Origin of the sequence: Allopseudospirillum japonicum (assembly GCF_900108915.1) — a bacterium.
GTDB lineage: Bacteria > Pseudomonadota > Gammaproteobacteria > Pseudomonadales > Halomonadaceae > Pseudospirillum > Pseudospirillum japonicum.
On the sequence record NZ_FNYH01000003.1, the window covers coordinates 228,811 to 242,828 of the forward strand.

9 protein-coding genes and 3 tRNA genes are annotated in these 14,018 nt (G+C 46.5%); 3 read left to right on the forward strand and 9 right to left on the reverse strand.

Annotated features, from left to right (window positions below; genetic code table 11):
- Window positions 1-7: 7 nt before the first annotated feature.
- Both BMX05_RS04900 and BMX05_RS04905 read left to right on the forward strand, forming a co-directional pair.
- The gene (locus tag BMX05_RS04900; protein WP_093308853.1) at window positions 8-2,320 is read left to right on the forward strand and encodes a DUF5682 family protein; all 2,313 of its coding nucleotides are present in this window, start codon (window positions 8-10) and stop codon (window positions 2,318-2,320) included.
- Complete coding sequence (locus BMX05_RS04905) at window positions 2,313-3,467, forward strand: VWA domain-containing protein (protein WP_093308854.1); 1,155 nt, start codon at window positions 2,313-2,315, stop codon at window positions 3,465-3,467. Before BMX05_RS04900 ends, BMX05_RS04905 begins: the two co-directional genes overlap by 8 nt.
- A gap of 139 nt (window positions 3,468-3,606) precedes the next feature.
- Here BMX05_RS04905 and BMX05_RS04910 read toward each other — a convergent pair.
- From BMX05_RS04910 to BMX05_RS04950, 9 genes are all read right to left on the reverse strand, one after another.
- A tRNA-Thr gene (locus tag BMX05_RS04910) sits at window positions 3,607-3,682 on the reverse strand.
- Between the two features lie 5 nt (window positions 3,683-3,687).
- A tRNA-Gln gene (locus BMX05_RS04915) sits at window positions 3,688-3,762 on the reverse strand.
- 11 nt (window positions 3,763-3,773) lie between these two features.
- Window positions 3,774-3,849: transfer RNA gene (locus tag BMX05_RS04920), tRNA-Phe, on the reverse strand.
- 71 nt (window positions 3,850-3,920) lie between these two features.
- Window positions 3,921-4,193 carry an oxidative damage protection protein gene (locus BMX05_RS04925; RefSeq protein WP_093308855.1) on the reverse strand — a complete coding sequence of 91 codons (273 nt, stop codon included), beginning with the start codon at window positions 4,191-4,193 and terminating at the stop codon, window positions 3,921-3,923.
- 10 nt (window positions 4,194-4,203) lie between these two features.
- Entirely contained in the window at window positions 4,204-5,262 is a 1,059-nt protein-coding gene (mutY, locus tag BMX05_RS04930; RefSeq protein ID WP_093308856.1) for an A/G-specific adenine glycosylase, read from the reverse strand.
- Window positions 5,263-5,314: 52 nt separating this feature from the next.
- Window positions 5,315-6,958, reverse strand: coding sequence for a GGDEF domain-containing protein (locus tag BMX05_RS04935; RefSeq protein ID WP_177166796.1), 1,644 nt, complete (start codon window positions 6,956-6,958; stop codon window positions 5,315-5,317).
- A gap of 58 nt (window positions 6,959-7,016) precedes the next feature.
- Window positions 7,017-8,057: a BMP family ABC transporter substrate-binding protein gene (locus tag BMX05_RS04940; protein ID WP_093308858.1), complete on the reverse strand. Its 1,041-nt coding sequence runs from the start codon at window positions 8,055-8,057 to the stop codon at window positions 7,017-7,019.
- Window positions 8,058-8,259: 202 nt separating this feature from the next.
- The gene (locus tag BMX05_RS04945; protein WP_093308859.1) at window positions 8,260-11,349 is read right to left on the reverse strand and encodes an efflux RND transporter permease subunit; all 3,090 of its coding nucleotides are present in this window, start codon (window positions 11,347-11,349) and stop codon (window positions 8,260-8,262) included.
- Between the two features lie 21 nt (window positions 11,350-11,370).
- Window positions 11,371-12,417, reverse strand: coding sequence for an efflux RND transporter periplasmic adaptor subunit (locus BMX05_RS04950; protein ID WP_093308860.1), 1,047 nt, complete (start codon window positions 12,415-12,417; stop codon window positions 11,371-11,373).
- A 244-nt stretch (window positions 12,418-12,661) separates the two neighbouring features.
- Here BMX05_RS04950 and BMX05_RS04955 point away from each other — a divergent pair, with 244 nt between their 5' ends.
- Window positions 12,662-13,951, forward strand: coding sequence for a TolC family outer membrane protein (locus BMX05_RS04955; protein WP_093308861.1), 1,290 nt, complete (start codon window positions 12,662-12,664; stop codon window positions 13,949-13,951).
- The last annotated feature ends 67 nt before the right edge of the window (window positions 13,952-14,018 follow it).

The window sequence follows — 14,018 nt, forward strand, 5'->3', positions numbered from 1 at the left end:
TGGCCTTATGCCTGTAGATATCCATTATTTGGGGATTCGACATCATGGTCCTGGCTCTGCGCGCCATGTGTATGCGGCTTTGGAAGCTTTGCAACCAGAACAAGTCTTGATTGAAGGCCCTAGTGATGCAAGTGATCTGATTTCCTTGTTGATGCATGCACACATGCAAGTTCCTGTTGCTTTATTGAGTTATGCCGTCGATCAGCCACAAAGCAGCATTTACTATCCTTTCACTGAATACTCGCCTGAATATCAAGCTATCTTATGGGCTCATCGAGCGCATAAGCCAGTGCATTTTATTGATATTCCTTTTGCAATTCGTTTTGCTCAGCATCAGCAAGAAGCCTTAGCAACAGAAGAGGCGCAAGAAGAACCGGCACAAGAGGAAGCCGCAACCTCACAAGAAGAGCAAAGCGTCCAACCGCAAGACTCTGTACATCAAGATCCGTTACTCGCTTTAGCGCGCTTGGCCGGTTATACAGATGGGGAGGCTTGGTGGCACGATGTAATGGAGCAAAGTCAGGCGCAGCAAGATCCTCTGCAAATCTTCCAGCACTTGGCACTGGCGATGGAGGCGCTACGTGAAGCGCAAGGAGAAGAAGATCAAGAAGATCACTTGCGGGAAGCCTACATGCGAGTCGAGATTCAAAAACTCAGCAAGCAGCAAACACAAGGCTGTATCGCGGTGGTGTGTGGCGCTTGGCACCTGCCCGCTTTGAAACAAAAAGTGCGCCTTACAGCAGACAAGCAAACATTAAAAAGTTTGCCTAAAAAATTAGCAGCGAGTAAATACAAAACAACTTGGATTCCTTGGACCTCACCGCGTTTGGCGCAAGCTTCAGGTTATGGTGCTGGGGTACAAGCACCGCAGTGGTACCAGCATTTGTGGCAATTTCGGGAGCGAGATCCACAAGAAAGCAGCGTGATCTGGTTAGTTCATGTGGCCAGCTTGTTACGTGATGCGGGGCATTTTGTTTCTTCTGCGTCCGTGATAGAGGCCCAGCGTCTTGCGGTGAGTTTAGCTGCTTTGCGTGGGCGTTTGCATGTGGGATTAAGTGAGCTCAAATCTGCGGTACTTGCTTGCCTGTGTTTTGGGGATCAAACCCTGTGGCACAGTATTGAAGAGGCCTTGCTGATGGGGGATCAAGTGGGGGAAATTCCCGCAGATGCACCCTTAGTGCCTTTGCTGGAAGATCTCAAGCGCTTACAAAAAACCTATCGCCTGCCGCCGCAAGCAACGACGAAAGAGTACGCGCTTGATTTACGCACTGACTTAGGCTTAAAGCGTTCGCACTTGTTGCATCGTTTATCCTTGTTAAGTGTGCCTTGGGGGCACTTGCTGGATGCGCAAAGTGGGCGTGGTACTTTTCGTGAAGTATGGCAATTAAAGTGGCAGCCTGAATATAGTGTGCACTTAGTAGAACATCTGGTGTATGGGACCAGTATTGAAATCGCTGCAAATCGGAAAATGTGTGCTCATCTGCAAGCAGAATCCCAGTTAACACCACTTGCACAACAACTGCATGTTTGCCTAACGGCTGATTTACAAGATGCTTTGGATCTTGGGCTACAAAAACTCAGTGAATGCGCGACCTATACCCATGAGGGATTAAGTTTATTAACGAGTATTGTGCCTTTGGTTGATGTGAGTCGTTATGGCAGTGCGCGCCAGCTTTCCCTCGCTCATGTCGATGCTTTGATTGCACGCTTAGTGATTCAAGCAGGACTAGCCTTACCTTATGAAAGTCGTCAGCTGAATGCACAAGAAGCTGAACATTATCGACAAGCTATCACCCAAGTGCATCAAGCAGTCAATTTGCATTTTGCCGAGCAAGACGACGTGTTGGCCACTTGGTGGGATGCGCTTGAGCAAATGTTTGCTGGGGTGCAAACGACTCCTTTACTACGTGGTTTAAGCGCACGTTTGTTATATCAAGCACAGCATGTCACCGAAACTCAAGTGCAAAAGTCCTTCAATCAGTCTTTGAGTTCGGCCATTCCAGCCAGTGAAGCGGCTGCTTTTTTTGAAGGCTTTTTCAATCAAGCAGCAGATTTATTAATTTATGATCAAGCCTTGGCAGGCATTGTTAATACTTGGTTGATGCAATTGCCAGAAGAAGACTTTACCCACTGCTTACCCTTGTTGCGGCGGGTTTTCTCTTCTTTGGATACGCAGGAACGGAAAAGTTTATATGAGCAAATGACACGTCCTGCAGGGATGCAACTCAACACGCATTTGAGTCTGCAATATCTGCCTTTATGGCAGCAGCAAAGCCAACAATTGCATGCTTGGTTAGAGGTAGAAAAACACCATGGATAAATTGCAGGAAAAGCGTTGGGCCTTGGCTTTAGGTACACAAGAACACAATTTAAGTACGCAAGAACAAAGATTATCGCAAGCCCTAAGTCGTTTATATGGTGGTGAAGGCAGCAAGCAAAGAGGCAGTTTGCAGCGATCTGCCCCTAAAGTTGCGCACTGGTTAGGGGATATTCGCGAGTTTTTCCCTGCTTCTATTGTGCAAGTGATTCAACAAGACGCTTTTGAACGCCTTGGCTTGAAACAAATGCTGCTGGAACCTGAGTTTCTAACCGCCATGCAAGCCGATGTGCATTTGGTCGCTGATTTGGTGAGTTTGCGGACTTTGATGCCAGAGCAAACTTTAGAAACGGCACGTGAGGTCATTCAAAAAGTGGTGGATGAGCTCATGCAAAAGCTCGAACAGCGCACGACAGAAGCCATTCGCGGGGCGGTCAATAAATCTAAGCTGAGCTTACGTCCACGATTTCAGGATATTGATTGGCACCGTACGATTCGTGCAAATTTGCGTCACTACCAAGCAGCACAGCAAACCTTGGTACCAGAAAAGTTAATCGGTTTTGTGCGTCAGCAGCGGCGTTTAGCTGACCTTGAAGAAGTCATTTTGTGTGTGGATCAATCTGGATCTATGGCGACCTCTGTGGTGTATAGTTCGATTTTTGCCGCTGTGATGGCTTCGATCCCTAGCGTGAAAACCAAGCTTGTTTGTTTTGATACCTCAGTGCTGGATCTAACCGAACAACTAGAGGATCCAGTACAGGTCTTATTTGGCGTACAGTTGGGAGGGGGTACGGATATTCATCAAGCCTTAAGTTATTGTGAAAGTTTGATCGAACGTCCTAGCCAAACTCATGTCATTTTAATTTCGGATTTGTATGAAGGCGGTGATGAAAAAGCTTTAAAAGCTTGTGTGTCTCGCTTATTGGCTAAAGACGTGAATCTAATTAGTTTATTGGCTTTAAGCGATGATGGCAGGCCGGCTTATGATGCGCGTTTAGCAGCGGAATTTGCAACTTTAGGCAGCCCTGTGTTTGCGTGTACGCCGGACCAATTTCCGGATCTTATGGCCACTGCGCTGAAACGTGAAGATGTGCTTGCTTGGGCCGCAGATCAAGATATTAAAGCGGTGCCTGCTCACCCGAAGAATTAGCCTTTGCCAACAAAACTGAGGGAGCTGGTGTGTTAGGTGCTAGCTTCTAATATCCGAAAACAGAAAAATCGCCAAACTAGTTTTTCCTAGTAGCGAAGGTGCGTAAATAAGGTTTTTTGTTTAAGGAGGAAGGTGAAAATGGTGCCGGCTGCAGGAGTCGAACCCGCGACCTACTGATTACAAGTCAGTTGCTCTACCAACTGAGCTAAGCCGGCACGTATGGCTGGGGTACCAGGATTCGAACCTGGGAATGTCGGTACCAAAAACCGATGCCTTACCACTTGGCGATACCCCAACATTTGGAGATGGTGGCCAGAGACGGAATCGAACCGCCGACACGGGGATTTTCAATCCCCTGCTCTACCAACTGAGCTATCTGGCCCCAACGGGTGCGTATTAAACTAAAAACCCTTGAAAGCGTCAAGCACTTTTTGCAAAAAAATCTAATTTTTTTTATTTTTCTGGCGCTATATAGCCATCAGCTTGTTCAACTTCTTGATTATCAAAGAATTTATCCATTTGTTCTTGTAGATAGGTGCGTGTTTCTGGATCGGCAAGACGTAGACGCTTTTCATTGATTAACAAGGTTTGGTGTTGTAGCCATGCTTGCCAAGCTTGTTTCGATACGCTTTGCTGAATTTCTATCCCCTTAGGGCCAGGGAAAGGCGGATGGGTGAGGGCTTCTAAATCGCGTTGATATTTACGGCAAAAGATTAAAGTGCTCATCAGGCTTCCTTCAAATTAACGTCGGACAGGTCGCAAGAAAATTTTTAATCGGTGTGGGCAAGCCTATTTTATTTCCTGCTGTAGGAGCATACCAAAGTTGATCACTAGCGTCTTGTACTTGCAGGTGTCTTGCATGGATCTGGCAGCGATAAACGCTTAGGTGCAGACGAAAATGAGTAAAAGTGTGACGAATATGGGCTACTTGGCTGAGTTCACTGCTTGCTAGTCCTTGTGTATGCAACCAGGCTTGCGCTGCTTCCAAGGTGGCAAACTCAGGTAAGCTCCATAATCCTCCCCAAATGCCTGTATTTGGACGTTGTAGCAAGAGGACCTCTTGTGTGGCGTTGACGATTTGTATTCCATAGGCTTGGCGCTCTGGAAGGGTTTTTTTAGGCTTGGGCGTAGGGAGTTGTTTGGTTAATCCTTGAGCATAAGCTTGGCATTGGCTTTGCAGCGGGCAATCTGGGCATGCAGGCTTGCGTGAGGTGCACAAGGTGGCACCTAGGTCCATCATGGCTTGCGTGTATTCTGGTAATCGCTGGTGTGGTGTATGCATGGCAGCATATTCCCACAATTGCTTTTCAATCTGTGCTTGACCAGGCCAGCCAGCAAGCGCGTGAAAACGTGTGAGTACCCGTTTGACATTCGCATCAAGAATCACTGCATGCTGACCTGTGCTGATGGCTTTAATTGCCCCAGCTGTGGAACGCCCTATACCAGGCAAACTTTGTAGTGCTTGCAAATTATCTGCGGGAATTTCCCCTTGATACGTATCACAAATGATCTGAGCGGCTTTGTGAAGATTACGTGCGCGTGAGTAATAGCCTAAACCCGTCCAAAGATGGAGGACTTCATCTAAGGGAGCTTGTGCCAACTGACGTACATCAGCAAAGGTTTGTGTAAAACGTGGAAAGTACTTGAGGACGGTTTTAACTTGAGTCTGTTGCAACATGACCTCTGAAACCCAAACCGCATAAGGGGTACGCGGGTGTTGCCAAGGTAAATCCTTACGTCCGTGTTGATCAAACCAGGTTAAAAGCGCAGGTGCAAAGCGAAAGTGAGTCGACATAAATTAGCATCTTTAAGCTCAGTAAAAGTAGGATTTTATCCTAGTTTTTTACTCAGGTTAAAGGGCCATCCTCGAAACTTAAATTCAGCAAGGCTTGCGCAACAACACGATTGCGGCCATTTTCTTTCGCTTGGTACAGTGCTTGGTCCGTACACGCATATAAGTATTCAGCTGAGGTATCTGGTGTAGGGACTAGGCTGCAAACACCAATGGATAAGCTAATACGTCCAACTGGTGGATTGTATTTATGGCAAATATTGGCTTTGGCCATGGCATTTTGGAGTCTCTGTGCCATCAGTTGCGCTTGTGCTAACGAAGTATTAGTGAGTAAAACGCCAAATTCCTCGCCACCTAAGCGAAAACAATCATCCCCAGCACGCTGAAATAACCCGCGCAGTAAATGCCCGACTTGTGCCAAGACCTCGTCACCTTTTGGATGGCCATAGTGGTCGTTATACAGTTTGAAATGATCAATATCGAGCATCATCAAAGAGATAGATTGCTGAGTGCGGGAAGCACGTTGTAATTCGGTCACGAGCGCCTGATTAAAGCAACGTCGATTATGGAGCTGAGTTAGCTCATCAGTAATGGCAAGTTCCTCTAAAGCGGCTTGGGCTTTTAGTAAATCTTGCTCTCTTTGATGCATTAAATCCTGATAATGCGTAAAAGCTTGTGCCATATCACCAATTTCATCTTGGCCTTGGGCTTGTTGTAAATGTTGGATTTGGCGTTGATCAGGTAACAGCATGGCTTGGCGCAGATGCAATAAACGCTGGAAAAGATGCCGATACAGATAAATACAGCCAACGACAACACTAATAAAGCTAATCACAGAGGCTAAAATCAGCCAACGCCCATGTAATTGGGATTGGACTTTTAATTGATGTTGTTGCTGGCGAATTTGTTGGTGCATCCACTGAGTCACCCGATGGATATGCGCACTGAGTTGTTCGGAGTAGACTTGACTGCGCTCAAGGGCAAGCTCCTGTTCTGCGTAGAGTCTGAGCCAAGTTTGGCGGTTTTCTACCAGGGTTTGGGCAACATGGGAAAGCTCTAACTGTAAACCTGAAGGTTGAATGTGTGAGGCTGACAGATGCTCGATTTTGCGCTTTTGCTGATGCAAGGCTTGGTGTTGGTCCAAATTCAGGGCTAATAGCGCTTGGGTCCCTATATGATTGGCGAGACGATCTTCTGGTAAATTCTGTAATAAAGAAAATAAATGCTGAATTAACAAAGGGTTTTGTCGCTCTAGCACCAAGCGCTCACGAATGAGTTGATTAAATACCTCAAAATGCTGTTCAAGACGCGCAATTGCTTGGTAAACCGGCTCGCGTAGTTGTGTAGGAATTGCATCTTCTGCTAGAGAATCTAAGGCTTGATGTAAGTTAGCGAGCTCTTTTTGTTGGATCATGACTTCGCTTTCATGCGCGAACTCGTTAGGCGCTAGTAACAAGGTCGGGGCTAAGGCCTCAAAAGATTCCGCACTACGTTCCAAATAAGCGACATGCAGCACAAAAGGCAGCTGGGTTTGGCTGAAGTGGTTGAGCTGGGATTCAATACGCGCAAACAAACTGAGCGTGAGCGTTGTGGCCAGCATGACTAAGCCTAATAAGAGGACAAAACCTAGGCTAATTCTTTGAGTCAGGGTAAAGCGCCATGCGTTGTAAGGCTTGGTCGCTCGCTTTGCATCGGACATCTGCATAGGCCTTTTGCTCCCTGTTCACTTGCTGAGCTCACCGCGAAATTACGCAGGATTACGGCAATGTTTTAATAGGCACTGGGCAAGATTCCAAAGTACGTACATCTTGTATCACAAGTTCCCCAGTGATCACTTGTAGCTGTGCGCTTTGCAAGGCATCTAACATGGGTTCGGAAAGTAACAGGGCATTATGTTGATCATGCGCCCAAGCTAAGACTTTATCCGCAACGCCTAAAGCAACTTGTCCTGCTTGCCAATCTGTGTGATACGTTTGATATAAAAAACGCCAAGTCGCTAAATCCAGCCTTTTAATAAAAGAGGTCAGCATAAAGTCACTAGCGGCGTTCCAATTGACTGGCCCTGCAATACTCCAAATATTGGCTTGGGCTAATGCCTTTAAAACCTCTTGTGTGTGTTGGCCTGCTAAAGCAAACACCACATCCGTGCCTGCTTGAGTTAACGCTTGCACTTGGTAAAGAAGGGCTGGTTCGCTGATAGACCCCCTTTCTGTATTAGTGGCCTGAACACTAATAACTTGAGCTTGAGGTGCTACATAAGCCACACCTTGGGCAAATCCACAGCCAATATTAGAGTTGGTTTTACTTGCGGTGTATCCCACAATCCCTAAACGCTGATTTTTTGAGGTGAGACCCGCGAGGATACCAATCAGAAAGCTTGCTTCCTGATCTTTAAAAAGCACAGATTGCACGTTCGGCGCTTGGACAACCGCATTAAATAAACCAAATTTAATATGAGGATAAAGGGGAGCGAGCTTTTCCAAGAGGGGGCGTAGGCGGCAACCCGTAAAAAGCACAGGGGAATACCCGACTCTTAAATAAGCTTCTACCGTTTGCATGGCGGTATCATCTAGTTGCTGAACATCCAAGACTGCAAATCCATGCCCATATTCTTGGTTGAAACGTCGTGCACCTGTCAGGATTTGCTCATGTTGCAGATTGCGGCTATCTGCTTGGTTATCGAGCACAATTAAGGGACGAAAATGAGCAAAGACTTCAGCATGTGTCAAAGGAGGCAAGATGACACACGCCCATAAGCAATAAACGAATAAGCGCAAAAACGCTACCATACTCAACATAAAGTTTGTGCCTCTTGCAGGATAACCAGAATCAAGCGCTGACGATCCATATCAGGCATGGCTAAAGCAAGCATAGCTAAGGCTAAAAAAATTGCCTAAGTTCTACAGAATTTGTCAACAAATCACAGACTTTAAACAAAAATGCCCCCAAATGGGGGCAAACCTACACAAAAGTTATACAAGTATGCAAAAGGCAACTCATCTAGGCTGATGCTGGTTTCGCCTGAATATTTGGCGGAATCGCAACAAGATGCGGTGCTTGACGCACAATATAGGTGTAGACCGTAGGCACCACAAAGAGGGTGAGGAAGGTTCCTAAAGTTAAACCACCAACAATTACCCAGCCTATGGCTTGGCGGCTTTCTGCCCCTGCACCGACAGCTAAGGCAAGGGGAACATTCCCTAAGACCATCGCGGCTGTGGTCATCAAGATAGGACGCAAACGCAGCACAGAAGCTTCAACGACTGCTTGTACTTTATCCTGACCTTGCTCACGAAGTTGGTTCGCAAACTCGGTAATCAAAATACCATGTTTAGTGATTAAACCAATCAAGGTAATCAAACCAATTTGGCTATACACATTCATGGAGGTGCCTGTATACATCATGGTGAGCAAGGCACCTAATAAAGCCAAAGGCACACTAAACATAATCACCATAGGTGATGCAAAGCTCTCAAATTGTGCCGCAAGTACCAAATAAATAAAGCCCAAAGCTAAGATAAAGGTAATCATCAAGGTGTTACCAGACTGTTTGAACTCGCGTGCTTGGCCGTTGTAATCATATTGTACGCCAACGGCGTCCACTTCTTGAGCCGCTTCTAGAGTGAAGTTTTCAATTAAGGTCAAAGCTTCCCCTTGTGACAAACCAGGAGCAAGATTCGATTTAACGGTGGCTGCACGTAGTTTGTTAAAGTGATTGAGCTCACGTGGCGCGACACTTTCTTCAATCTGTACTAGGTTACTCAATTGGATCATTTGCCCACTTTGGCTGCGGACATAAATGGCCGCTAAATCTTGCGGACGGGTACGATCAGCATCTTCCACTTGCAAAATCACATCATATTGTTCGTTATTTTGCTTAAAACGGGTGACCTGTTTACCACCGAGTAAGGTTTCTAAAGTTGCGGTAATCTCCGAAATTGCCACCCCAACATCGGCTGCTTTATCACGGTTGATGCTCACTTTTAGCTCAGGTTTGTTGAGCTTTAAATCCACATCTGGGTTTTGAAAACGTCCATCGGCATACAGTTTTTGCATGACCTGATCGACAACCGCTTGCAGCTTTTCAAAACTATCTGTGGTTTGAATGACAAACTCAACTGGTTGCGCAATCGGACTTTGTCCTAACGAGGCCGGTGGGATGGGGAAAGCCATAATACCAGGAATCCCGCCGTAAAATTTAGGGGCTAATTCACCGGCAACTTGTAAGGTTGAGCGCTCCCTTTGCTGCCAATCTTTAAAGCCCATAAAGGCAATGACGTTAGATTCTGTAGGGAATAAACCGGTAATCACAAAATAACGTTCGACTTCAGGGACTTGGCTAGCCATACCCTCAATTTGACGAGAATATTTGTCCAAAAACTCTGTAGTAGAACCTTCTGGGCCTATCCCAAAACCAATTAAGGTGCCTCTATCTTCCTTAGGTGACAGCTCGGATTGCAAATGCTGTAAAGACCAATAAATACCGCCTAAACAAGCCAAAGCAAGTAGGAGAATCAAAGGACGTACTTTCAAACTGGCTTTGAGTACCGCACGGTATCCGGCGTTTAAGCTGTCCAAAACCCGCTCGCCCCAAAGATAAAAACGCCCATGTTGCTCGTGTTTTAAGATCCTCGAACACATCATAGGCGATAGCGTTAAGGCCACAAAACCAGAAACAATGACCGCAGCAGCAAGGGTTAACGCAAATTCAGCAAACAGTTTACCTGTGCGTCCTTCAGCAAACGCAATCGGGGTAAAGACGGCCGCTAGGGTGAGGGTCATGGCGATAACAGCAAAACCAATTTCGCGTGCCCCTTGAAAGGCAGCAGCAACCGGCGTCATACCTTCTTCAATATGACGATAGATATTTTCTAAGACCACAATTGCATCATCAACGACTAAGCCAATGGCCATCACCATTGCAAGCAAGGTCAGGGTGTTGACTGAAAAGTTGAACAAATACATAAACATAAAGGCACCAATCAAGGAAACTGGAATGGTGACCAAAGGAATTAGAGTGGCACGTAGAGAACGTAAAAATAAGAAGATGACGGCGATAACTAAAGCTACAGCTTCAATAATGGTGGCATAAACCGCTTGAATCGAGCGATCAATAAAAATAGAGGAATCATAAGCGACACGCACTTGCATCCCTTCAGGTAACAGGGCTTCTACCTGAGGAATCATGGCTTTCACGCCGGCAGAAACATCTAAAGGATTGGCAACGGACTGTTTGACGACCCCTAAAGCAACGGCAGTCTCACCGTTGAAACGCACGGTCCCGCGATCACTTTCTGGTCCTAAAGCAATACGAGCGACATCTTGTAGACGTACAAGATAACCATCAACATCTTTCAGGACAATATGCTCAAATTCGTCAATCTGACGTAAATCGGTTTGTGCCAACACACTAAATTCGCGTGCTTGCGATTCAATGGTACCAGAGGGGACTTCCAAGTTTTGTGAACGTAACGCGTTTTGAATATCGCTGACACTGATTTTATAAGCAGCCATACGCGCCCGATCAAGCCAGATCCGCATTGAATAGCGACGTTCCCCGAAGATACGCACATTAGCGACCCCTTCAATGGTTTGCAGCTTATCTTTGACTAAGCGATCTGCGTAATCTGTGATCTCTAACGGCGTGTGTCTTGGACTGGAAAATGCCAAGTACATAATTGGTTGCGCATCGGCTTCGACTTTAGCAACGATAGGTTCGTCAATATCATCTGGCAGCATGCCACGGACTCGACCCACGCGGTCGCGCACATCACTAGCGGCTGCATCTGCATCCCGCCCTAATTTGAAATATAAGGTGATTTGACTTTTACCTGCGCGTGATGCGGAGGTCATAAAATCAATTCCCTCAATCCCAGATAAAGAATCTTCAAGATTATTGGTGACCTGAGATTCGATAATAGCGGCATTGGCGCCTGCGTATGTAGTTTCTACGCTGACAGTAGGAATATCTATATTTGGGTATTCACGCACGGTTAGGCGATCATAAGCCAGAATACCGACTAACAAAATCAGCAAGCTCATAACGGTCGCCAGTACAGGGCGTTGAATGGAAATATCGGATAACACCATATCGCAAATACTCCCAGAGAATTATTGCGCAGTCGCTGGCGCAAGGTTAACAGGCTGAGCACGCATCCCAGGACGCAGTTTTAATTGGCCTGCCGTGACCACAATATCACCGGCGTTCAGACCTGAGGTCACCTCAACTTGACCTTGAACCCGTTGGCCAATTTGTACCGGAACAATTTCTACGACCCCCTCGACTAAACGCATCACTAATTGCTTGCGTCCTTGGGGTACTAGGGCTTCTTCAGGAATTAATAACGCATCTGGCACTTCAGCAAGGAGGACACGCACTCGGGTAAATAACCCAGGTAAAAGTTCACCATCCGGATTGGGTAATTGAGCACGCACCAATAAACTGCGGCCATCCTGGTCCAATTGGGGGTCAAGGGCGTAGATTTCTCCTGTGAAGCGACGTCCGGGCAAGGCATCTAAATGAAGTTCAACACTTTGTCCGACTGCCATTTCAGCAAAAAAGCGTTCAGGCACCCGAAATTCGACTTTAATCGGGTCCAAATCTACTAAAGTGACTAGGTCTTGGCCTGCAGAAACCAGATCCCCAGGACTGACTTGACGTAAACCCAGCACACCATCAAAAGGCGCTTTAAGCGTCATTTTCGCTAAACGCTCTTGGGCTAGTGTGACTTTGGCTTGGTCAATACGTAACTGAGATAAGGCTGAATCTCGATCCGTTTCGCTGCCCACACGCTTGCTCAGAAGTTCACTGGCACGCTTGTAATCAACGCGTGATAAGGTTTCACTTGCTTGGGCTTGGGCAAGCTCGGCTTGTTGAATGGCCGCATCGAGACGAATTAACACATCCCCTTGGGTTACAGTTTGCCCTTCAGTGAAATGCAAACTTTGGATACGCCCTTGAACTTCAGAACGAATAACAACCTTCTCATTCGCTACCAGGTTGCCTATGGTGTCTAAGTCACGTACTAAATGACTTGGCGCTAGCTTGACCGCTTCCACTGGCATGGGCGGGCGTTCAGGCGCGGAAACAGAAGGTGCGGCCGCAATCAACAAAGCCAGACTCGCAAAACTGGCCGGTGATAAAATAGATTTCAGCACGGAAAATACCTCGGATGTGTGAAAATTCCATTCAGTAAACTTGATAGAGATTAGATTTCTTCTCGTGAGAGAGGCGCTTCATCTTTTATTAGATTTGACTTAAATTAGATTAAATAAAGGTAAAAAGACTTTAGTTAACTGGACTGTCTAGTCTACTATTGACTTCCATCAAGTCGCAATTGTGATTTTGTACCAGATTTGTACATGTACGCCTGCTGTCTTTGCTTTAACTAGGAGCTCATTTATGCGTTTGCCGTTAATTCTCTCTTTTAGTCTGTTGCCCTTTCATGTCATGGCAGCGGACTTGCTCAATATTTATCAGGATGCACTGACTGCCGATACGGAGCTAGCTAAAGTCCTAGCGCAATACCAGCAGCAAGAAGCAAGGCAAGATCAAGCGGAATCTGGTTTAAAGCCTCAAGTCAGTGCGACAGCCAATGTCAGCCGTCAACACACCTCTCCCAGTAGTCAAGAGGATTACACCAGCCATACCTTGGGTCTTTCTGCTTCCCAAGTCGTGTATCAGGGAAGCTTGTATGCGCAAGTGGATGCGGCCCAAGCGCAAGTAAAAGCCAGCCAAGCCCAGTATGAGCAAGCACAACAAGAATTAATGCTTCGTAGTGCACAAGCGTATTTTGCGGTTTTGCGTGCGCAAGATGCTTTACGTACTGCACAGGCACAAGAAACCGCGATTAAGCGTCAGCTCGATCAAGCGAAACAGCAATTTGAGGTTGGCTTGATTGCAATTACCGGTGTACACGAAGCGCAAGCCGCGTATGACCAAGCGCGTGCTAATCGTTTAGGTGCAGAAGGTCAATTGCGGGTGACTCAAGATGCACTCGAACAGTTAACAGGACAAAGTTATGCGGCTTTGGATGTGCTGAAAGATGATATACCCATTCAAGCGCCAGAACCTAACCAACGCCAACATTGGGAAGAACGTGCCTTAGCACATAATTTATCCTTGGTCTCTGCCGCCTATGGGGTTGAAGCTGCGCAAGCGAATATCAAAGCGCAACAGGCACAGCATTATCCTAGTTTGAGCTTTTATGCAGAGCATCAAAGGACAGACAATGCCCAAGGCATGGAGATTGATCGCAACTCCACCGTGTATGGGGTACGTGCGAATGTCGACGTGTATGCCGGCGGACGCACACAAGCGCAAGTGCGTGAATCCCGTTATGCACTAGAAGAAGCACAAGCTCAGCAAGAAAGTGCGCGCCGCAGTGTTTTGCAAAATGCGCGTAGTCTTTTTACTTTGGTGAATACGGATGTGTTGACAGTGCAAGCACGTAAGCTAGCGATTCGTTCGAACCAAAGTGCTTTAGAAGCCACGCGTACCGGTTACGAAGTCGGTACCCGTAATATTGTCGATGTATTAAATGCAGAGCGCAATTTGTATGCGGCGCAGCGTGATTATGACCAAGCACGTTATGATTATGTGATTAATATGCTGCAATTAAAATTTGCTGCTGGGGTACTGACACAAGAGGATTTAGCAACCCTGAATCAGTGGCTCAAGGCCTCCTCGTAATTCACTTTTGCATAAGCTAGCTGGGTTGCTGTAGTCAGCAACCCAACAAAAAAGACAATCTAGTGAC

What these genes read in the sequence shown, in the direction of transcription:
- BMX05_RS04900 (WP_093308853.1), top strand. Translation starts at nt 8, where the DNA reads ATGCCTGTAGATATCCATTATTTGGGGATTCGACATCATGGTCCTGGC.
- BMX05_RS04905 (WP_093308854.1), top strand. Translation starts at nt 2,313, where the DNA reads ATGGATAAATTGCAGGAAAAGCGTTGGGCCTTGGCTTTAGGTACACAA.
- BMX05_RS04925 (WP_093308855.1), bottom strand. Translation starts at nt 4,193, where the DNA reads ATGAGCACTTTAATCTTTTGCCGTAAATATCAACGCGATTTAGAAGCC.
- mutY (WP_093308856.1), bottom strand. Translation starts at nt 5,262, where the DNA reads ATGTCGACTCACTTTCGCTTTGCACCTGCGCTTTTAACCTGGTTTGAT.
- BMX05_RS04935 (WP_177166796.1), bottom strand. Translation starts at nt 6,958, where the DNA reads ATGTCCGATGCAAAGCGAGCGACCAAGCCTTACAACGCATGGCGCTTT.
- BMX05_RS04940 (WP_093308858.1), bottom strand. Translation starts at nt 8,057, where the DNA reads ATGTTGAGTATGGTAGCGTTTTTGCGCTTATTCGTTTATTGCTTATGG.
- BMX05_RS04945 (WP_093308859.1), bottom strand. Translation starts at nt 11,349, where the DNA reads ATGGTGTTATCCGATATTTCCATTCAACGCCCTGTACTGGCGACCGTT.
- BMX05_RS04955 (WP_093308861.1), top strand. Translation starts at nt 12,662, where the DNA reads ATGCGTTTGCCGTTAATTCTCTCTTTTAGTCTGTTGCCCTTTCATGTC.